At 38.2% G+C, this 21,415-nt stretch carries 14 protein-coding genes; 10 read left to right on the top strand and 4 right to left on the bottom strand.

Features of this window, described 5'->3' with window-relative positions:
• Nucleotides 1–26 precede the first annotated feature (26 nt).
• The gene (locus tag ACLJX0_RS12825; protein WP_410880964.1) at nt 27–1,925 is read left to right on the top strand and encodes an amidophosphoribosyltransferase; all 1,899 of its coding nucleotides are present in this window, start codon (nt 27–29) and stop codon (nt 1,923–1,925) included.
• A gap of 75 nt (nt 1,926–2,000) precedes the next feature.
• Here ACLJX0_RS12825 and ACLJX0_RS12830 read toward each other — a convergent pair whose 3' ends face one another.
• Nucleotides 2,001–3,401, bottom strand: coding sequence for an SLC13 family permease (locus ACLJX0_RS12830; protein ID WP_410880965.1), 1,401 nt, complete (start codon nt 3,399–3,401; stop codon nt 2,001–2,003).
• 175 nt (nt 3,402–3,576) lie between these two features.
• A complete protein-coding gene (locus ACLJX0_RS12835) occupies nt 3,577–4,182 on the bottom strand; it encodes a superoxide dismutase (protein ID WP_410880966.1) in 606 nt (201 codons plus the stop codon).
• A 103-nt stretch (nt 4,183–4,285) separates the two neighbouring features.
• Here ACLJX0_RS12835 and ACLJX0_RS12840 point away from each other — a divergent pair, with 103 nt between their 5' ends.
• The 4 genes from ACLJX0_RS12840 (at nt 4,286) to ACLJX0_RS12855 (ending at nt 12,994) form a co-directional block, all read left to right on the top strand.
• Nucleotides 4,286–7,438: a UvrD-helicase domain-containing protein gene (locus tag ACLJX0_RS12840; protein ID WP_410880967.1), complete on the top strand. Its 3,153-nt coding sequence runs from the start codon at nt 4,286–4,288 to the stop codon at nt 7,436–7,438.
• A 32-nt stretch (nt 7,439–7,470) separates the two neighbouring features.
• Nucleotides 7,471–8,664 carry a glycine C-acetyltransferase gene (gene kbl / locus ACLJX0_RS12845; protein ID WP_410880968.1) on the top strand — a complete coding sequence of 398 codons (1,194 nt, stop codon included), beginning with the start codon at nt 7,471–7,473 and terminating at the stop codon, nt 8,662–8,664.
• A 109-nt stretch (nt 8,665–8,773) separates the two neighbouring features.
• Complete coding sequence (locus tag ACLJX0_RS12850) at nt 8,774–10,165, top strand: OmpA family protein (protein ID WP_410880970.1); 1,392 nt, start codon at nt 8,774–8,776, stop codon at nt 10,163–10,165.
• Between the two features lie 69 nt (nt 10,166–10,234).
• Nucleotides 10,235–12,994 (top strand): PD-(D/E)XK nuclease family protein, encoded by a 2,760-nt coding sequence (locus tag ACLJX0_RS12855; RefSeq protein WP_410880971.1) that lies wholly within the window; start codon nt 10,235–10,237, stop codon nt 12,992–12,994.
• A 30-nt stretch (nt 12,995–13,024) separates the two neighbouring features.
• Here ACLJX0_RS12855 and ACLJX0_RS12860 read toward each other — a convergent pair whose 3' ends face one another.
• On the bottom strand, nt 13,025–13,813 hold the full coding sequence (locus tag ACLJX0_RS12860; RefSeq protein WP_410880973.1) for an alpha/beta fold hydrolase: 789 nt from the start codon (nt 13,811–13,813) through the stop codon (nt 13,025–13,027).
• A 151-nt stretch (nt 13,814–13,964) separates the two neighbouring features.
• Between ACLJX0_RS12860 and ACLJX0_RS12865 the strand changes: the two genes are divergently transcribed.
• The 5 genes from ACLJX0_RS12865 (at nt 13,965) to ACLJX0_RS12885 (ending at nt 19,578) form a co-directional block, all read left to right on the top strand.
• A complete protein-coding gene (locus ACLJX0_RS12865; protein ID WP_410880975.1) occupies nt 13,965–14,819 on the top strand; it encodes a ChaN family lipoprotein in 855 nt (284 codons plus the stop codon).
• Nucleotides 14,820–15,001: 182 nt separating this feature from the next.
• Nucleotides 15,002–15,829: a succinate dehydrogenase cytochrome b subunit gene (locus tag ACLJX0_RS12870; protein WP_410880977.1), complete on the top strand. Its 828-nt coding sequence runs from the start codon at nt 15,002–15,004 to the stop codon at nt 15,827–15,829.
• 17 nt (nt 15,830–15,846) lie between these two features.
• A complete protein-coding gene (locus tag ACLJX0_RS12875; protein WP_410880979.1) occupies nt 15,847–17,847 on the top strand; it encodes a fumarate reductase/succinate dehydrogenase flavoprotein subunit in 2,001 nt (666 codons plus the stop codon).
• 51 nt (nt 17,848–17,898) lie between these two features.
• A complete protein-coding gene (locus tag ACLJX0_RS12880; RefSeq protein ID WP_410880981.1) occupies nt 17,899–18,639 on the top strand; it encodes a succinate dehydrogenase/fumarate reductase iron-sulfur subunit in 741 nt (246 codons plus the stop codon).
• A 171-nt stretch (nt 18,640–18,810) separates the two neighbouring features.
• Entirely contained in the window at nt 18,811–19,578 is a 768-nt protein-coding gene (locus tag ACLJX0_RS12885) for a nitrilase family protein (RefSeq protein WP_410880982.1), read from the top strand.
• A 96-nt stretch (nt 19,579–19,674) separates the two neighbouring features.
• Here ACLJX0_RS12885 and ACLJX0_RS12890 read toward each other — a convergent pair whose 3' ends face one another.
• On the bottom strand, nt 19,675–21,348 hold the full coding sequence (locus ACLJX0_RS12890) for an Ig-like domain-containing protein (protein ID WP_410880984.1): 1,674 nt from the start codon (nt 21,346–21,348) through the stop codon (nt 19,675–19,677).
• Nucleotides 21,349–21,415 lie beyond the last annotated feature (67 nt).

The raw sequence follows: 21,415 nt of genomic DNA on the forward strand, positions 1-21,415 counted from the left end.
AATGATAACACACAACACAACACACTATGAGCGACGCACTACAACACGAATGTGGAATTGCTTTTTTACGACTAAAGAAGCCATTATCCTACTATAAAGAGAAATACGGGAGTGCCTTTTATCCCATCCAAAAAATGTACTTACTATTGGAAAAACAACACAATAGAGGACAAGATGGAGCAGGTTTGGCGAGTATTAAGCTCGATATGGAACCTGGAGAACGCTATATTAGTCGTGTGCGTTCAAATAAAGCACAACCGATTCAAGATATTTTTGCTCAAATCAACGGACGCATTAATGCAGAAATGGAAGAACATCCAGAATATGCAGCGGATGCGGCTTTGCAAAAAAAACACATCCCTTATTTAGGCGAGGTGTTCTTAGGTCACGTGCGTTATGGAACTTTTGGAAAAAACAGCATCGAAAGTGTACATCCTTTTTTGCGTCAAAACAATTGGATGCACCGCAATTTAATCGTAGCAGGAAACTTCAATTTAACGAATGTTAGAGAGTTGTTTGACGATTTAGTGCGCTTAGGTCAACATCCGAAAGAAATGTCAGATACCATTACCGTAATGGAAAAAATCGGTCACTTCTTAGATGATGAAATCGATGACCTATACTATAAAATCAAGCAAGAAGGATTCTCGAAAAAAACAGCATCGCCTATTATTGGAGAGCGTTTAGATATTGCTCGTATCTTGAGAAGAGCTTCGAAAAACTGGGATGGTGGATTCACCATGGCAGGAATGTTAGGACATGGAGATGCGTTTGTGTTCCGCGATCCAGCGGGAATTCGCCCAGCATTCTACTATGAAAATGACGAAATCGTTGTGGTAGCAAGTGAGCGTCCTGTGATTCAAACCGCCTTGAATGTGCCATTTGAAGATATTAAAGAACTAACACCTGGACAAGCTATTATCGTAAAGAAAGATGCAAGTGTACACTTTGAGCAAATCTTAGAGCCGCTTCCATTAAAAGCGTGTTCGTTTGAGCGTGTCTATTTTTCAAGAGGGAATGATGCCGATATCTATCAAGAACGCAAAGACTTGGGTAAACTTATCTTTCCACAAGTGTTAGATGTGATTGAAAATGACACGGATAATTCCGTTTTTTCTTATATTCCGAATACGTCTGAAACCTCTTTCTTCGGTATGATTGAAGGTGCACAGGATTTCTTGAACCAACGCAAGATTTCGGATATCTTGAAGAACAAAGAAGCCTTGACAGAGGAGAAATTACAAGAAATATTATCGGTTAAATTACGCACGGAAAAAATAGCCATTAAAGATGCAAAATTGCGTACGTTTATTACCGATGACAGCAGTCGTGATGATTTAGTAGCTCATGTCTATGACGTGACGTATGGCGTGATTAAACCTACGGATAACCTAGTAATCATTGACGATAGTATCGTTCGTGGAACCACGTTGAAGAAGAGTATCATCCGCATGTTGGATCGTTTAAATCCGAAGCGTATTGTCGTAGTATCAGCAGCGCCTCAAGTACGTTACCCAGATTGCTACGGTATCGATATGGCAAAGTTAGAAGGATTAATTGCTTTCCAAGCGGTAATCGAAATGTTGAAAGAACGCAACATGTATCATATCGTAGAAGAAGTATATCAAAAATCGAAAGCGCAACTAGGCTTGAAAGATGAAGAGGTCATCAACTACGTAAAAGAGATTTATGCTCCTTTCACAGACGAAGAGATTTCAGCTAAGATTGCACAAATGGTAACAGAAGAAGGGACTAAATCGGAAATCCAAATTGTGTTCCAATCGATTGAAAACCTACACAAAGCGTGTCCAAAAAACCTTGGAGACTGGTACTTCACAGGAGACTACCCTACAAAAGGAGGAAATCGTGTAGTAAACCGCGCCTTCATCAACTACTTTGAAGGTAGAGACGAGAAACCGTATTAATAAAAAAACTGTTTAGATACTGAAAAGCACTGATCGAGAGATTGGTGCTTTTTTTGTGAATTTAATTCGTTTGAATTACCCCAACCAAAAAAAGTAAGCCACCACAGCGATAATCACTGCACAAAATATATTGAGGATAAACCCTGCTTTCATCATTTCCTTTTGTTGAATGTCACCGGTGCCGAATACAATCGCATTGGGTGGTGTGGCTACAGGGAGCATAAAGGCACAAGAAGCACCGAGTCCGATAATCATGGATAGCCCTAGTGGATGCATACCTAATTCCTGAGAGATTGAGAAGAAAATAGGAACCAAAAGTGCCGCACTAGCGGTATTGGAGGTAAATTCTGTCAAGAACACAATAAAGAAGGCAACGATTAGGCTGATGATAAAAAATGAACTGTCGTGAATCAGCGCAACGAGTAAATCGGCCATTACTTTACTCGCTCCTGATTCTTTGAGTACCATGCTTAAGGTTAATCCTCCTCCGAAGAGCAGTAAAACACCCCAATCGACGTTGTGTTGCAATTCTTTCCATCGGGACACCTGACTAATACAGATGAGTATAAACGCCCCTAGAGCAATAAAGGTATCAAAATTCTTGAAGCTGCCGTCAAATCCAACCAAAGCAGCAAATAAGGGATTGATTTGGTTGCTTAGAATCCAACAAATAGCTGTTAATAAAAAGATACCCAGGGTAATCCAGCGGTCTGTATTCATGGGAATCACGTCCATTTGATGTTCGAATCGCAGGTTGAGCTTAGGTTTAAAGACAAAATAGATGACAGCAATCATCAGGGGAAGAAGGATAATCACCATGGGAAAACCCATTTTCATCCATTCCGCAAAAGATAGATTGAGTTGAGAGGCAACAATGGCGTTGGGTGGACTTCCTACGATGGTTCCCATTCCACCAATGCTCGCGCTATAAGCAATTCCCAGTAAAACAAAGACATAGGTATTGCGGTGTTGGGATTTATCCAATTGACTTAAAATTCCTGTGACTAAGGGAAGCATCATGGCTACAGTAGCCGTATTGCTAATCCACATGGATAGAATTGCCGTAGCGAGAAACAAATAAAAGATGGCATGTGCGAGTCTTCCTTTGGCTAGGTACATAATCTTGCCGGCGATAATCAAATCTAATTTTTGTACATGTAAAGCGCCAGCGAGGACGAATCCTCCCAAAAATAAAAAGATATTAGGATCTGCAAAAGAGACAAGGGCAGGTTGCACATCCGTTAACCCTAAACCTATAGCGAGTACGGGAACAAAAACAGCAGTAGTCGTTACGTGTAGGGCTTCCGTCAACCAAAGAACGGCTACAAAAGCAAGTAAAGCGAGTCCTTTATTGACTTGAGGCTCATAAGGGAGAAAGTGAATCAAGCTAAAGAGCATGACAATATTTAATCCAATGATGAGGTAATTCCTTTTCGATTTATGTCTTAGGCTTTCTGGTTCGTAGTCTAGTTGCATGTGGAACAGATTAAGAGTAATAGAAGGGGAAATTACAAAAAAATAGAGTAGGGAGGGGGTAAAAAAAAGGATAACATTAGAAGGAAAACGAGTGAATTTTTATTTATTCAAATAAAAAAAGGAAAGTATCCGCGATACTTCCCTTTCATTATTAAAAGAGTTTACTCTTTATGTCTTATTTTGCTGCTGCATATCGTTTAGCAACTTCAGCCCAATTGATTACGCTGAAGAAAGCAGAAATATAGTCAGGGCGTCTGTTTTGGTAGTTTAAGTAGTAAGCATGTTCCCAAACGTCCATTCCTAAGATTGGAGTTCCACCACAAGCAACACCTGGCATAAGTGGGTTGTCTTGGTTTGGAGTACCACATACTTCTAACTTACCATTTTTCACGCATAACCAAGCCCATCCTGAACCAAATTGCGTAGCACCTGCTTTTGCGAAAGCTTCTTTGAAGTTTGCAAATGAACCAAAATCCTTAGCAATAGCATCTGCTAATTCTCCTGTTGGTTCTCCACCACCATTCGGGCTCATTACAGTCCAGAATAAGTTGTGGTTATAGAAACCTCCACCGTTGTTGCGAACTGCACCATTTGTCATATCAAGGTTTGCTAAAATATCCTCGATTGTTTTTCCTTCTAATTCAGTACCAGCGATTGCTGCATTTAAATTAGTCGTATAAGCATTGTGGTGTTTCGTATGGTGGATCTCCATTGTACGTGCGTCAATATGTGGTTCTAATGCGTCGTACGCATAAGGTAATTGCGGTAATTCGAAAGCCATAATTCGTATTATTTAAAGATTAGTGTTATTTTTATTCAAATTTAGGGATTTTCTATGGAATATAAAAAATCTTAAGGGTTAATAAAAGTTAAGGGATAATTGAATGGTTAAAGCGGAAACAGCTTCATTTTCAGTGTATAATGCCTCTGCGGGCTCAGGAAAAACACATACATTAGTAAAAGAATATTTGAAAATTGTCTTAGTTGACCGATCAGATGATGCGTATCGAAAAATTTTGGCAATCACCTTTACCAATAAAGCAGTGGCAGAAATGAAAAATCGAATTCTTTCCTGCCTCTATGCGTTTTCACAAGTGGATACTGGGTCCAAGTTTCAGTCTATGTTGGATCAATTGGTGGAAGAAACTGGAATGAAAGAGACGGAAATTAAAGAGAAGTCAGAACGCATCATGAAGCATATCATTCACAATTACGCTTCCTTTGATATTTCAACCATTGATAAATTTACTCATAAGGTGATTCGTTCCTTTGCGTTTGACCTGAATTTACCCATGAGTTTTGAAGTATCCCTAGATTCAGATGAACTGCTGAAAGAAGCGGTAGATTCTGTCATTGCCAAAGCTGGGACAGATGAGGAATTGACCAAAGTATTGATTGATTTTTCAATTGATAAAGCGGATAATGACAAGAGCTGGGATATCACTCGAGAGTTAAAAGAAATGGGGGCTTTGTTGCTCAATGAAAACAATCGAGAGGAGATTGCGTTATTTGATCAAAAGACTCTCCAAGATTTTGTCGTAACGCGAGATTATCTGCGCAAAAAGATTGAAGAAATTACCCAAGATACCCAGCAAAGAGGAAAAGCCATTTGGGATTTGTTAATCGACAAAGGGGTAGATATGAAATCCTTTTCCAGGGGGACCTTTCCGAATCACCTTTTAGCCATTATAAATGATACCGATAAAAGTACACAACGCAAATATGTTGAATTTGAAGAGGTGACTATTCTGAAGGCAGCCAAAGATCGAGATACGATTGAAGCACTATTACCTGATGTACTCCATCAATTGGCGACAATCTATCAACTGTTTGCCAAACGCTTGTTTTATCAAGCTTTTTTAAAAAATATTACACCGCTGTCGCTTTTGAATATTTTGGGTATTGAAATGCAGCAGATTCAAGACGAAAAAAATATGCTGTCGATTAGCCAATTTAATGCGATTATTCACAATGAGATTCAGCATCAACCAGCGCCATTTATTTATGAACGCTTGGGAGAGCGTTATCGCCATTTCTTTATTGATGAGTTTCAGGATACGTCAGTCATGCAATGGGACAATCTAGTACCGTTGATTGATAATGCGCTGGCGGGTGAAGACTTTGGAGTAAAGGGAACGTTGATGTTAGTAGGAGATCCCAAGCAATCCATTTACCGCTGGCGAGGAGGAAAAGCAGAACAGTTTATCGCTTTGAGTAAAGAGGTGAATCCGTTCTCTAATCCCGACAAAGAAGTCGTGGTATTAGGCAAAAATTACCGAAGCTATTCGGAGGTGATTCAATTTAACAATACGTTTTTTAACGGTATTTCTTCTTTCTTTACCCAAGAGGATTACAAGCATATCTATGAACACCAGAGTTATCAGGAAATCAATTCCAAGGTGGGAGGTTATGTCAACTTGCAATTTCTCGATGAGAGTTTGGTGGATAAAGAAAATGAAATTGATAAAGAACAGCTGTATTTACAAGCAACTTTAGCAAGGATACAAAGTTGCAAAGAACAGGGGTTTCCGTATAGTGATATGGTGGTGTTGACGCGTAAACGCGCCCATGGGATTGCATTAGCCAATTATTTGACCGAACAAGAAATTCCCATTTTATCTTCAGATTCGCTTCTCATTAGTCATGCTACGGAAGTGCGTTTAATTATGGATGTATTGCGCTACATCCGCAACAAAGAAGATAAGGAATCTAAATCGATGATACTGTACTATATCGCAAACAAGAGACAGCAAGAAGCGGTTCATGATTTTATTGAAGAAGGATTGTCCTTCGGGGTCGATTCGGCCTTTGAAGCGTGGTTACAGACCAAGGATGTTGTGATTTCCTTTGATCAATGTCGAAAGAAATCCTTGTATGAGGCAGTAGAAATTATTATTCGCGCCTTTTTCCCTGCGAAGGCGACCAGCTCATATGTCTTGTATTTTTTGGATATTGTCTTAGAGCGCACTAGCAAGAATCAATATGGTATTGGAGATTTTATTCTGTATTGGGAGGACAATAATCATAAATTTAGTATTCCAACCCCAGAGGGAAAAGAGGCTGTGCAATTGATGACGATTCACAAATCCAAAGGATTGGAATTTCCTGTGGTTATTTTTCCTTTCGCTGAAGAAGATTATGATCGTTCCAATCGCGATAAATTATGGGTGGAATTCGACGCACTTGATGTGGGGATTGAATTGCCCAAAGCCTTAGTCGATGCAAAAAAAGAGGTGAAGGACTATGGAGCGTATGCTGAGGCGTTGTACGCGGAAAAAGAACAAGAAGAGCTTCTGGACAATATTAATGTATTGTATGTTGCCTTAACGCGAGCAGAAGAACAATTGTATATTATTACAACCCGTGATTTGAAAGCGGATGGAGAGTACAAAAATAATATGTCGCGCTTCTTTATTCACTATTTGCGCCAACAAGGTTTATATCAAGAAGAGCAATTCGTGTATGAATTCGGACAACCCGAACGATTGTCTAAGCAAAGGGAAGGAGGGACTACTCAAACGAAATTAATTGAAAGTGTGGCTACTCTCTTTGATTTTAATGCTATTAAAATTGCCGAACGTGAAGCCTTGATGTGGGATACTCAAGTAGGAGAGGCGATTGCGTATGGAAATATTACGCATAAAATTATGTCTTTTATTCAGACCGCCACCGATATTGATATGGCTATTGAACGGGCCTTAGAGGAAGGACTAATTGTAGCAAGTGACAAGGCGAATTTTACACAAGCGATTCAACAAATCGTTAATCATCCAGACCTACAAGTATTCTTTGCTGGAGGTGAGGTGTATAATGAACGCATGATTATCGGAAAGAATAAAAATAACTTAATTCCCGATCGTGTAGTAATCCAGGGGGAAAAAGCCTATTTATTGGATTACAAAACGGGAAAACCAGAAGAAAAATATGTCAAGCAATTGGAAAAATATGAAGAATCACTGCAAGAGATGGGCTATGAAGTAGCTAAAAAAGTTATTTTATATATGGGAGTGGATGATTTAAATATAATACATTTGTAAAAGAGTATAGTTAACGCTTAAAAAGAGTAAGTATGTACGGAAAAATTAAAGACCATTTACAACAAGAGTTGAAGTCGATTGAAGACAATGGTTTATTTAAAAAGGAGAGAATTATTACGTCGCCACAAGGAGCAGAGATTACAGTTTCTACGGGAGAAAAAGTATTAAATTTTTGTGCAAATAACTATTTAGGATTATCCTCACATCCAGAAGTCGTGCAAGCAGCGAAGGATGCTTTGGATACGCATGGTTTCGGAATGTCATCGGTTCGTTTTATCTGCGGAACACAGGATATTCACAAACAATTAGAAGCAACGATTGCGGATTTTTATGGAACAGAAGACACAATCTTATACGCGGCAGCTTTTGATGCGAATGGCGGGGTATTCGAACCTTTATTGGGTGCGGAAGATGCTATTATCTCAGATAGCTTAAATCACGCGTCTATTATTGACGGAGTTCGTTTGTGTAAAGCAGCGCGTTACCGTTATGAAAATAACGACATGGCTGATTTAGAACAACAATTAATAAAAGCAAATGAGGCGGGACACCGTTTCAAGATTATCGTAACAGATGGAGTATTCTCTATGGACGGATTAGTAGCGCCCTTAGATAAGATTTGTGATTTGGCAGATAAATACGATGCTTTAGTTATGGTGGATGAGTGTCATGCTGCTGGATTTATCGGAGCTACAGGAAAAGGAACAATGGAGGCTAAAAATGTAATGGGCCGTGTAGATATTATCACAGGTACATTAGGAAAAGCTTTAGGAGGAGCAATGGGAGGATATACAACAGGTAAAAAAGAAATTATCGAGTTGTTGAGACAGCGTTCACGTCCTTATTTATTCTCTAACTCTTTAGCGCCGATGATTGTTGGAGCTTCATTGAAAGTGTTTGAGTTGTTGAAAAAAGATACAAAATTACGCGATCAATTGGAGTGGAATACCAATTATTTTAAAGCAGGTATGAAAAAAGCAGGATTCGACTTTATTGATGGAGATTCGGCTATTGTTCCAGTGATGTTATATGATGCAAAACTCTCTCAAGAGATGGCTGATCGCCTATTGACGAAAGGGGTTTATGTGATTGGATTTTTCTATCCAGTCGTGCCACAAGGAAAAGCGAGAATTCGCGTTCAATTATCTGCTGCACATACACAAGAACACCTAGATAAGGCTATTCAAGCCTTTATTGAGGTAGGAAAAGAGCTAAATGTAATCTAAATATTAGGTTTTTTTAGTAAATCATAATAATTGTTAAGAATAAAATTTGTTAACTACACATATAATTGTATTTTTGTTTTAACATTACAATAAATAGAAAAATAAAGTTATGAAACATCTCAACAAATTAATTGCAGCGGCAATACTATGTGCGGGGCTTTCGACTCAAGCGCAGGATGCCGACCATCCGTGGGCTGTAACTATTGGTGCGAATGCTGTAAACACTAAAGTTAGTTCAGCTAAAGGGTTTTCACACAGAATGGGAGGTTATTTCCAAACTTCGGATTGGAATATTTTACCATCAATCTCTTATTTAAACGTATCTAGATACCTAGGAGACGGATTTTCTTTGGGTGTAGTAGGATCTGTAAATAAAATTGAAAAATTTATTGCAAAAGAATCTGAAGGATACTTAAAGTACAACCCTGGAGATTTATCATACTACGGTATTGATGCAGAAGTTAAATATAGCTTCAAAGAATTATTAAACACAAAAGTAGTTGACCCATTCTTATTAGTAGGTGGAGGTTATACTTTTATGGGTGATGCAAGTACAGGTACTGTGAATGGAGGTTTAGGGTTAAACTTTTGGTTTACTGAAAACATCGCGTTAACAGTTCAATCGACGTACAAACATTCATTTGACGATACAAGAACGCCAGATGTAGATGTAGCATCTCATATGCAACACTTCATGGGTATTCGTTTCCAATTTGGTGGATCGGATAGAGATGGAGATGGAATCCTAGACAAATATGATGAGTGTCCAGATGTTCCAGGTTTACCAGAATTCAACGGATGTCCTGATACAGACGGAGATGGTATTCCAGATCATTTAGATGAGTGTCCAGATGTTCCAGGTTTACCAGAATTCAACGGATGTCCTGATACAGACGGAGATGGTATTCCAGATCATTTAGATGAATGTCCAGATGTTCCAGGTTTACCAGAATTCAACGGATGTCCTGATACAGACGGTGATGGTGTGCCAGATCATTTAGATGAGTGTCCTGAAGTTCCTGGTCCAAAAGAAAACAAAGGTTGTCCTTGGCCAGATAGAGACGGAGACGGAGTGCCAGATCATTTAGATGAGTGTCCAGATGTTCCTGGTCCTGCTTCAAACAGAGGATGTCCAGAAATCAAAGAAGAGCAAGTGAAACAATTGAACGAATATGGAAAAACAATCTTATTCCATACTGGTAAGTTCACATTCCAAGATGCTTCTTACGCTGTGTTAGATAACATCGTGAAAATTATGAAAGAATACCCAACTGCTAAATTCCACATCGCTGGATATACTGACAGTACAGGATCTGACAAAATTAACGTTCCATTATCTGATAACAGAGCTAACGCTGTAAAAGTATACTTAGTAGAGCAAGGTGTTGATGCTAGCCGTTTAACTTCTAAAGGTTACGGTTCTGAAAACCCAATCGCTTCTAACAAAACAGTTAAAGGACGTGAGTTAAACAGACGTGTTGAAATTCAATTACAAAAATAATTGAACCACATCATAAGATAGAAAAGGGCTTCGAGTAATCGAAGCCCTTTTTTTAGTACCTTTATTCACATGAGTCAACAACGTTTTTTACACCAATTCTGCGCAGAAATAAAGAAGGATTTTCCACTAACGATGGACGGCTTAGTAGTCGTGTTGCCCAATAAAAGAGCGAAGGTATTCTTGTTAGAACAGCTAAAGTTGTTTTATGATACGCGTGTTTTTGCTCCAACCATTATTAGCGTAGAAGAATTGGTTGAGGATATTGCTCAATTAAGAGGAATTGATTCGATTGAGCTGTTATTTGAGTTTTACCTCGTTTATAAGCAACTTTTGAAAGAGAAAGCTGAAGACTTCGATTATTTTGTCAATTGGGCGCGCATGCTCCTGCAAGATTTTAATGAAGTGGATCGCTATTTGTTGAATCCGCAGCATGTTTTTAGCTATTTAAAAGATATAGAAGATATCAATCACTGGGCTGTCGATGTTAATCAGCAGACGGATATTGTCAAGAATTACCTGCAATTTTGGGAACAAATACCAGGATATTATTCCGCCTTATATGAGCATCTAAAAACGAAGAAAATTGGCTATCAAGGGATGGTTTATCGCGAGGCTGTAGCCGTGCATCAGACGTTTTTGAGTGCTAGTGATAAAAAATATTATTTTGCGGGTTTCAATGCTTTGAATGCGGCAGAGGAAGTGATTATTCAGCATTTTTTAGTTGAAGGTAAAGCCCGTGTTTTTTGGGATATTGATGAGGTTTTTTTACTTGATCCTTATCACGATGCAGGCTTATTCTTGAGAAGAATAAAACAAAAATGGCCATACTATCAAAATCATCCATTTGAATGGATTACCACGTGTTTTAGTGAGGAAAAAAAGATTGAAATTATTCAAACGCCTAAAAGTGTGGGGCAGGCAAAAATAGTTGGAGCTCTTGTAGATCAAGTGCTCGCTAAGGGAACTTCACTGGATGAAATTGCTGTGGTTTTAGGGGATGAAAATTTGCTTCAACCAGTACTGTACGGACTTCCAGATGCAGTTAGTAGTTTGAATATTACCATGGGATACAGTGGTAACAGTAGTCCAGTGCAATTGTTTTTGAATAAGATTTTCAAAATGCATCTAGCAGCTGTTCGCCGCGGCGGTAAACAGTACGTATTCTATTATCGCGATGTGTTGGAAGTGTTGACAAGTCCAGTGATGGAAGGGTTATTTGATGTAGATGCAGTGGTGACTGAAATACAGAAAAAAAACTTGACGTTTTTCTCTTTTGACCGATTTGAACCTTGGATAAAAAATGCAGATGAAGAAGCTAAACGTTTGGTTTTTGATAGCTGGAAAGAAAAAGCGCCAGCAGAGATATTAAAGCGTTTGATCGCATTGGTCATTCGCGTAAAAAATAAATTAGCTGTGGATAGTCAGCAAAATCGCTTGATGAAAGCATTTTTGTTTTCTACCTATAACTTATTAAATCGCCTGCTGTCCTATTGTGAGAATTATCCGTTTATCCACTCCCTTGAATTACTTCAGGTATTATATAAACAGGTAATGGAAATGAGTGAAGTTTCTTTTGAAGGAGATCCGTTAGAAGGATTGCAAATCATGGGAATCTTGGAAAGTAGGGTGTTGGATTTTGAAACGGTTATTTTGACTTCGGTCAATGAGGGAAAATTTCCTTCCGGAAAAAGTCAGAATTCCTTCATTCCCTATGATGTGAAAAGAGAGTTGGGATTGCCTACCTATAAAGAGAAAGATGCTATTTATAGCTTTCACTTCTATCATTTACTGTTGCGAGCAAAACAGGTATATTTGATATACAATTCACAAGCAGAGGGAATAGATGCGGGAGAGAAGAGTCGCTTTTTCGCTCAATTGGAGATGGAACCCCAACCTAAACACCAATTGTCTACGGTGACGTATTCAGCCTATTTACCTGATAAAGCGTATGAACCTATTGCCATTGCTAAATCGGAGGCTTTACGAACAAAGCTTCAAGAAATCGCAACGATTCGAGGATTTTCGCCTTCCGCTTTAACCACTTATTTGCGCAATCCGTTGCAGTTTTATATTCAACAGGTGTTGCGTATACGCGAAGTGGATGAGGTAGAGGAAAGCGTGGCTTTGAATACGTTGGGAACCATTATTCACAATGCCTTGGAATATCTCTATCAGCCGTATATTGGACAGCTATTAGAGGTTTCGATGATTAAAGAAATTCAACGGAAAGCTGATGTAGAAGTTCAGCGGCAGTTTGAAGAAATTTACAATAGTGATAAAGAGAAAATGGGGAAGAATCTCTTAGCTTTTGAAGTGGCGAAACGCAACGTCTTTCATTTTTTACGTGAGGAAATAAAGGGGTTGGAACAAGGAGATGAAGTAGAGCTATTAGCCTTGGAGACGCGTTTAGAACATGTATTGGACGATCATCGCCTGCCCTTTCCAATTAAATTGTTTGGTTTTGTAGATCGCATTGAGCGCCGCAATGGAAAAGTACGCGTAATTGATTATAAAACGGGAAAAGTAGAATCCAATCAGGTGAAATTATTCCAATGGGAAGGATTGACAGAACAGTTGAAAAATGACAAAATCATTCAGCTCTTGTGCTATGCCTTGATGTATGCTGAACAACATCAGTTGGATACATTGGAAGCAGGTATTTATTCCTTTAAGAACCGACGAGAGGGATTCTTGTTTTTCGGTGTTCGAGAAGGACGATCTGTAAATCACGAGATTACTCCTGTTGTTTTGGATGCCTTTAAAGAAGAATTAATTAAATTAATTTTGGTTATCTTGGATCAAGAAACTCCTTTTGTGGAGACCTTATAAAAAAAGCGAGTATCACACTCGCTTTTTTGTTTATTCATTTTTAAGTAATTCACTAATTTGCTGTTTAAGGGCTTCTTTTTGTTCAATGTGAAGCATATGACCTCCATCGAGTGTGCTTAAACTAGCCTTCGTGTTTAGGATTTGTTCCACAGTTTCTTGACACGGCATAACGGGATCGTCTTTTCCTAAGATAAAGGAGATTGAATAGGGAGCAAAATGCAACAAGACTTCTCGATCAACGCGCGTTTTCATCCCTTCTAAAGCGGCAATAACTCCCTGAGTTGAGGTTTTTAATGCCTCTTCTCGTGTATTGTTTATTTCTTGTGCATGTAAGGGTCTAATGTGATCGGCAAATAAATTGTTAATCGCCATCGCGATAAACATGGGTGCATTTTTCTTGATGAGTTCAATTGCTCGATCTCTATTTAGGACGCGTTCCGGACTATCGGCACGAGCGGTGGAGTTGACTAAGATGAGGTTTTTAACGTAATCAGGATATAGTTCTGCAAAGGCTAAGGAGACATATCCCCCCATGGAATGACCAATCAAGGTTATGCGCTTTAGCTTTAACTGGGTGATTACCGCATGAACCGCATCTGCCATATCTTCCATACTGTGGATATAACCCAAACAATCCGTATCACCATGGCCTAATAAGTCTATGCTGATGACGCGGTACTTGTTTGAAAAGTGTTTCATGTAATCGGTCCACATCTTGGCATTTTCCAAGAAACCATGTAAGAAAATAACAGCATGTCCTTTGCCTTCCTCGTAGTAATTGATTTGTATATTTTTATAGCGTAGCGATTTTGAAATCATTAGATAAATTTTGTAAAGCAAAAGTACAGGTTGCTACACGAAAAAAAAACTTTCTCTCTTAGAATTGCCATTTCGAACTGGGATTTCTATTTTTATTTATTCTAAATTATTCAAATAGAAGTATCTTTGAGGCTTATAAAACAGTGTAAACATGAAATATATCTATAGCGTATTATTCGCTTTATTAGTAGGAACCGTTTTTGCCAGCAATGGACAACCCTATCAGATTTACAATGCGAAAGGGAAGAAGGTAACATATAAACAAATGATTAAAACTTTGGCTAAATCGGAGGTTGTTCTATTTGGAGAGTATCACAATAACTCCTTGGGCCATTGGCTGCAACTCAAAGTGACGCAAAGTTTAGGGGAAACGAATCAACTGATACTTGGTGCAGAAATGTTTGAAGCAGATAACCAACTGGGGCTATCGAAGTATGTCTCAGGCGAAATTTCGGAAGAAGATTTTGAAAAAGAGGTGCGTTTGTGGAATAATTATAAAGGAGATTATCGTCCGTTAGTTGAATATGCGAAACAAAATCAGCTTCCATTTATCGCGACTAATGTGCCTCGTCGTTATGCGAGCTTGTTGTATAAAGGTGGAATGGAGGCTCTAGATACTCTAAAAGTGGAAGAAAAAGCATGGATAGCGCCGCTTCCTTTTCCATATGATCCCGAATTACCAGGGTATAAAGAAATGTTGACGATGTTTGAGGGCGATCACGTTAATGAGAATTTGCCTAAAGCACAGGCGATTAAAGATGCAACAATGGCGCATTTCATTCAATTGAATCATAAGGCAGGTCGCGTGTTTGTACACTATAATGGTTCGTACCACAGCAATAACTATGAAGGTGTTTTTTGGTACTTGAAACAGTATGCTCCTCAGTTGAACGTAGCGACAATTACAATGGTTGAAGCGGATCAAGTAGGCAATTTCGAAAAACTCAATCTAGGTTTGGCTGACTTTATTCTTGTTATAGATGCGAATATTTTAAAGTCGTTTTAGAATCTTTTGAAATAATATACTATTTGGTCTTAAATCTAGTTTCATTCTACTTTTTTTTTAAGTAAAATAAGATAAAAAACTTTGTTTATATTCAATATAAATAAACGCTCATACATTGTGGATAACGTTAATTAGGTGTATTTTTGAGAGATTTTTTCAAGAAAAACAATTAAAATTACATTATGGCAAAATCTGCACTTTTAAAGTCATCCATTGCAAAGAAATATTGGATGGCTCTTACAGGGTTATTTTTATGCTTGTTTTTAGTTGGTCACTTGATAGGGAATCTTCAGTTGATTTTTGGGGATGCGTCAAAATTCAATGAGTATGCCTTATTCATGACAACTAATCCAGCTGTAAAAGTATTATCTTACGTAACGTATATCTCAATCCTTTTCCACGCGATTGATGGTATAGTTCTAACGGTTCAAAACAAAAAAGCTCGTCCGATTGGATATGCGAAGAACAATGCTGGAGCAAACAGCAAATGGGCTTCTCGTAACATGGCGGTATTGGGAACTTTATTGTTGGTTTTTATTGTAACGCACATGGTTAATTTCTGGGCGAAAATGCACTTTTCGGCTATGCCTTTGCAAACAATAGAAGTTACAGTTGAAGGTCAAGAAGAACCGATTACAATTTACAAAACAGTTCAAGAGCAACCCATTGATGTAAGAGCGGTTGAGTCGGGACAATTGGAAATTAAAGGAACTGCATTTTACCAAAAAGGAATGGATTTAAAAATTGCAGATGGTTACAAAGATTTACATAAAATTACAGTTGAGTTTTTCAAAGATCCTTCTACAGGATTGATTAGCACAATTTTATATGTAATCGCAATGATTGTTCTTGGATTCCATTTATCTCATGGTTTTGCAAGTGCATTCCAATCTTTAGGGATAAATAATCCAAAGTACAACTGTTTGATTAAAGGTCTTGGGTATGCATTCGCTTACTTAGTGCCCGCTTTATTCGCGATCATTCCATTGTACATTCACTTTATTAAATAGTCCTAAAGAAATTGATTATGAAATTAGATTCAAAGATACCTCAAGGACCAATCGATAAGAAATGGTCTGATTATAAAAACCACATTAAATTAGTGAACCCTGCGAATAAACGTAACATTGATGTGATCGTTGTAGGAACAGGATTAGCTGGTGGATCAGCGGCTGCAACATTAGCAGAGCTTGGTTATAATGTAAAAGCTTTTTGTTATCAAGATTCACCTCGTCGTGCGCACTCTATTGCTGCACAAGGAGGGATTAACGCTGCAAAAAACTATCAAGGGGATGGTGACTCGATTTACAGATTATTCTATGATACTGTAAAAGGTGGAGATTACCGTGCACGTGAAGCAAACGTTCACCGCTTGTCTGAAGTTTCAGCGAATATTATTGACCAATGTGTGGCGCAAGGTGTGCCATTAGCACGTGAGTACGGCGGTTTATTAGACAACCGTTCTTTTGGAGGAACACAAGTTTCTCGTACCTTCTACGCAAAAGGACAAACAGGTCAACAATTATTATTAGGAGCATACTCTGCGATGAACCGTCAAATCGGTCGTGGTAAGATCCAAATGTACAACCGTCACGAAATGCTTGATTTAGTATTAGTTGATGGAAAAGCAAGAGGAATTATCGCTCGTAACTTAATAAACGGTGAGATTGAACGTCATTCAGGACACGCAGTAGTGATTGCTACAGGTGGGTATGGAAACGTATTCTTCTTATCGACAAACGCAATGGGATCTAACGTGACTGCTGCTTGGAAAGCACATAAACGCGGAGCCTTCTTTGCTAACCCATGTTTTACACAAATTCACCCTACATGTATTCCTGTTACAGGAGACCACCAATCAAAATTAACATTGATGTCTGAGTCTTTGCGTAATGATGGACGTATCTGGGTGCCAAAAAACATGGAAGATGCAGTTGCAATTCGTGAAGGTCGTTTAAAACCAACACAAATTGCAGAAGAAAATAGAGATTACTACTTAGAAAGAAGATATCCATCATTCGGTAACTTAGTGCCACGTGACGTTGCTTCTCGTGCTGCAAAAGAAAGATGTGATGCTGGATATGGAGTTAACGCAACTGGTGAAGCAGTTTACTTAGACTTCGCTTCTGCTATTGAGCGTTACGGTAAAGAACAAGCGCGTATTCACCATTTAGATGAAAACGATGCGAAGTTAGTGTATAAATTAGGAAAAGAAGTGGTAGAGAATAAGTATGGTAACTTATTCCAAATGTATGAGAAAATCGTTGATGAGGATCCATACACAACACCAATGATGATTTACCCTGCGGTTCACTATACGATGGGTGGAGTTTGGGTTGATTACAACTTAATGTCTACAATCGAAGGATGTTATGTAATTGGTGAAGCGAACTTCTCAGACCACGGAGCAAACCGTTTAGGAGCTTCTGCATTGATGCAAGGATTGGCAGATGGATATTTCGTATTGCCTTATACTATCGGGGATTACTTAGCGGACGATATTCGTACGGGTGCTATTCCAACTGATTTACCAGAATTTGACGCTGCGGAGAAAAATGTACAAGACATGATTGATCACTTAATGAATAATAAGGGATCTCATTCGGTAGATTATTTCCACAAGAAATTAGGTAAAATCATGTGGGATAAAGTAGGTATGGCTCGTAATGCACAAGGTCTAAACGAAGCGATGGACGAAATTGCTGCATTAAGAGAAGAATTCTACAAAGACGTGAAAGTTTCTGGAATTGCAGAAAGCTTTAACCAAGAATTAGAAAAAGCGCTTAGAGTAGCTGACTTCTTAGAGTTAGGTGAATTATTCGCGAAAGATGCTTTACACCGTGAAGAATCTTGTGGAGGTCACTTCCGTGAAGAACACCAAACAGAAGATGGAGAAGCACAACGTGATGATGAAAACTTCGCGTACGCTGCAGCTTGGGAATATAAAGGAAACCCAAGAGACGCTGTTCTTCACAAAGAAGACTTGGTGTATGAGAATATTAAGTTGGTAACTCGTAGTTATAAATAATATTGAGGTATTGATTCTTGAATCATATCTTGTTGTAAAAATTCGATGCAGATGAATCTTACATTAAAAATATGGCGTCAAAAAAACGCTAAAGAACAAGGAAAAATCGTTGAATATAAAATCAACAATATTTCTCCTGATATGTCTTTCTTAGAAATGCTTGATGTGTTAAACAATGAGCTGATCGAGAAAGGTGATGATCCCGTAGCATTTGACCACGATTGTCGTGAAGGTATTTGTGGAATGTGTTCGTTATTTATTAATGGACAAGCGCACGGACCAGATAGAGGAATTACGACTTGTCAGTTACACATGAGAAAGTTCAAAGATGGGGATACTATTTATATTGAACCATTTAGAGCGAAAGCCTTCCCTGTAATTAAAGACTTAGTTGTAGACCGTACCGCTTTTGATAAAGTTCAACATGCCGGAGGATTTATTTCGGTAAATACTTCTGGAAATACACAAGACGCTAACGCAATTCCTATTCCTAAGCACGATGCTGACCGTTCATTTGACGCGGCTACTTGTATCGGATGTGGAGCATGTGTAGCAACGTGTAAAAACTCCTCAGCCATGTTATTCGTCTCGGCTAAAGTTTCTCAATTTGCTTTGTTGCCACAAGGTAAAGTAGAAGCAGCGGATCGTGTAATGAACATGGTTGCTGAAATGGACGCTTTAGGCTTCGGTAACTGTACAAATACAGGTGCTTGTGAGGTTGAATGTCCAAAAGGTATTTCATTAGAGAATATCGCTCGTATGAATAGAGAATACCTTAAAGCTGCCTTATAGTAGATTTTAATATTTTTTTGAAAAAGGAAAAAGCAGAACATCGCGTTCTGCTTTTTTTATTTATATCTTTTTTCTTGCGTTCCCAGCAGCAGCAGGCATGGCAACTCCTACTTGGTGAGCGGGAGGTGTACCAATTATATTTTGTATTTTTGAATACTTAGTTAAACCAATATGAAAATAGCATTAATTCAAGCTCCTTTAGTTTGGGAGGATGTGGAGCAAAATAAGAACTACTTTAAAACTCAATTACAGCAAATTGAAACAGGAACAGATTTGGTGGTTCTACCTGAGATGTTTACCTCAGGCTTTACCATGCATCCTGAGCGCGTTTTTATGACGATGGAGGATAAGTTTATTGAAGAATTGCAATCGTGCTGTAAATCGCTTCATTTTGCCTTAACGGGAAGTATAGTTATCAAAGAAGAGGGGCAGTTTTATAACCGGTTGTTTTTTATTTTTCCTACTGGAGAGTACAAAACGTACGACAAACGTCATCTGTTCTCTTTAGCGGGAGAAGAAAAAGTATATACTCCTGGAAAGAAACGCATAGTTGTCGAATATAAAGGATGGAAGATTTGTCCGTTGGTGTGTTACGATCTGCGTTTTCCTGCTTTTGCTCGTAATGTTGGTGAAACTTATGATTTGTTGCTGTATGTGGCTAGTTGGCCAGATCAGCGTATTTATGCTTGGGACTCCCTCTTAAAAGCCAGAGCCATTGAAAATATGAGCTATGTGATTGGGGTCAATCGCTGTGGAGAAGATCAAAATAACAATGTTTATTCTGGCCATTCACAACTTATAGATTATATGGGACAATATCTCGTTGAACCTTTTGAAGGTGAACGTATCGTATATGCTGCTTTGGATCAAGCAGCTCAAGACCAAGCACGACATCGATTTGCTTTTTTGAAAGATGCAGATGAGATTGAACTAAAATAAAGAGAACAAGAAGCATCTAGGATTTTCCTGAAAGAAAAAAAGAGCTACCTCACATGGGGTAGCTCTTTTTGTATAAAGAGTAGTACGCTTTATTTTTTATCGTCTGCCAGGCTGTTTTCCTGGTTTTATCGTCTGATTTATTGCAGGTTTCTCTTTGGGAATCGCTAATACATCTAGGTCTTGATTAATATCCCAATTGGCACGTACATCAATAGGTTCATCTGAATAAAAGGTCTCTTCAGGTTGACGTTTATCCCAATAATATCCTGTATCCCATTTGCCATTTTGGTTGTCATCATAAATAATGCGAACATAATATTTCCGCGGAGGTAATAGGTTAAAATTAACCACCTGTGGCTCTTTGATGATTTGCGTCGCATAGATTTTTTCTTGTTCGTCAATAAGCTCCACAATAATAGGATAACGTTTAACAGAAGCTAACGTCAGATTTAAGTTTCCGTAGTCTGTGTGTTTAGTTGTTTTTAGCGCATAGCTTAAGGTGTCATTGGTATAACCAAAGAAATCGGTTAGGGCTTGCGGTAAAAGCTGAATGCGATACAATTCTTCTTGATTTTTTTCAAATCGCAGTTCAATCTTCTGTTCCGTTAGTATTTCCTCCACTTCAAATGAAACAGGAAGAGAATCTTTGTTGATAATTTGAATCAAATTTTTATTGACTGTAGCAATAGGTGTAGTTGATTTCAATGAAAAGTTTTCGTTGAAATCAATGTTGTTGTTCTTTGCTGTAATACTTAGCGTGTCAATTTCTTTCATTTTCACACGAGGACGCACCGTAAAGGTCTCCGAATAATCCTCTTTGCTTACTGCAATATGTAGAGAATCCGCTATAACTTTAGGAAACCACAGTTGAAGAGAATCTTTTCCTATAAGTGGGGTATAAATACTTGGGACTAAACTGTCATTTTTTGACACTTTAACGATAACCCCCTCTTTATTTCCTTTATAGGGTAAGTACCATTTGTTCTCCGAGATTTGAGCGGGGCGTTTTGCACCAAATTTCTCTTCTGATTTAAATAAAACAAGATTGTACTTTTTATCTGTTGGAATGACTATCGTATCCTGAATGAAAGCAATTTTATCTTGATCTGGATTGAACATATAGTTGTTGGTCTTTTGTTTTAAAGCAACAGCATAGTATGTTCCCGCCTTGATGTTCTCAATAGAAAAAGTCGTTAATGAATCCAACGTATTCGTGATATACAGCGGTTTCTCTTTGTAAACTGTCGAATCTTTAAAGGTGGTGGCATCATACAACATTACATTGACAAAGTTGTCCGTTTTCAATTGATGTGCCGATTGTATAGTGCCTTCCAATTTCAATGAATCAATATAACTCCCTGTAGAAAAGATATATTTAAACTGTGGCAATACATTTCCTTCATTATTATCAGTGATGGCATCACCAAAATTGAAACTATAGGTAGTATTGGGATGTAAGGTGTCGTTTAATTTAATCGTCATCACTTTTTTAGGACTTCCCATAGGCGAAATGTCCGGATTGTTCTTCAACGGAGGAGAGACAATTAAATTTTGATTGGCATTTTTTAATTTAATAAACTCATCAAACTCAATTTTAATCTCATTCTTGTCAAAGTTAATCGAATAATTCTCCGGATAACTTTTTAACACAACAGGAGGCAGGGTATCCATAGGACCACCAGAAATATAACCTCTTTTTGCACAATTCGAAAAACAAGTGATACATAAAACGAGTACACAAGTAAATAAATAAAGACGAAACTTCGACATAGTTTTGTTTTGAAAAGGCAAAGTAACAATTATATTTTTTACTTAGAAAATATCAGCCCTTAAAAAC

The sequence above is a fragment of the Myroides sp. DW712 genome (assembly GCF_046557355.1).
In the GTDB taxonomy this organism is placed as follows: domain Bacteria; phylum Bacteroidota; class Bacteroidia; order Flavobacteriales; family Flavobacteriaceae; genus Flavobacterium.

Coding starts and splice junctions, on each gene's coding strand:
- ACLJX0_RS12875 (WP_410880979.1), top strand. CDS start 15,847: ATGAAATTAGATTCAAAGATACCTCAAGGACCAATCGATAAGAAATGG.
- ACLJX0_RS12865 (WP_410880975.1), top strand. CDS start 13,965: ATGAAATATATCTATAGCGTATTATTCGCTTTATTAGTAGGAACCGTT.
- ACLJX0_RS12885 (WP_410880982.1), top strand. CDS start 18,811: ATGAAAATAGCATTAATTCAAGCTCCTTTAGTTTGGGAGGATGTGGAG.
- ACLJX0_RS12890 (WP_410880984.1), bottom strand. CDS start 21,348: ATGTCGAAGTTTCGTCTTTATTTATTTACTTGTGTACTCGTTTTATGT.
- ACLJX0_RS12835 (WP_410880966.1), bottom strand. CDS start 4,182: ATGGCTTTCGAATTACCGCAATTACCTTATGCGTACGACGCATTAGAA.
- ACLJX0_RS12830 (WP_410880965.1), bottom strand. CDS start 3,401: ATGCAACTAGACTACGAACCAGAAAGCCTAAGACATAAATCGAAAAGG.
- ACLJX0_RS12850 (WP_410880970.1), top strand. CDS start 8,774: ATGAAACATCTCAACAAATTAATTGCAGCGGCAATACTATGTGCGGGG.
- ACLJX0_RS12825 (WP_410880964.1), top strand. CDS start 27: ATGAGCGACGCACTACAACACGAATGTGGAATTGCTTTTTTACGACTA.
- ACLJX0_RS12870 (WP_410880977.1), top strand. CDS start 15,002: ATGGCAAAATCTGCACTTTTAAAGTCATCCATTGCAAAGAAATATTGG.
- ACLJX0_RS12860 (WP_410880973.1), bottom strand. CDS start 13,813: ATGATTTCAAAATCGCTACGCTATAAAAATATACAAATCAATTACTAC.
- kbl (WP_410880968.1), top strand. CDS start 7,471: ATGTACGGAAAAATTAAAGACCATTTACAACAAGAGTTGAAGTCGATT.
- ACLJX0_RS12855 (WP_410880971.1), top strand. CDS start 10,235: ATGAGTCAACAACGTTTTTTACACCAATTCTGCGCAGAAATAAAGAAG.
- ACLJX0_RS12880 (WP_410880981.1), top strand. CDS start 17,899: ATGAATCTTACATTAAAAATATGGCGTCAAAAAAACGCTAAAGAACAA.
- ACLJX0_RS12840 (WP_410880967.1), top strand. CDS start 4,286: ATGGTTAAAGCGGAAACAGCTTCATTTTCAGTGTATAATGCCTCTGCG.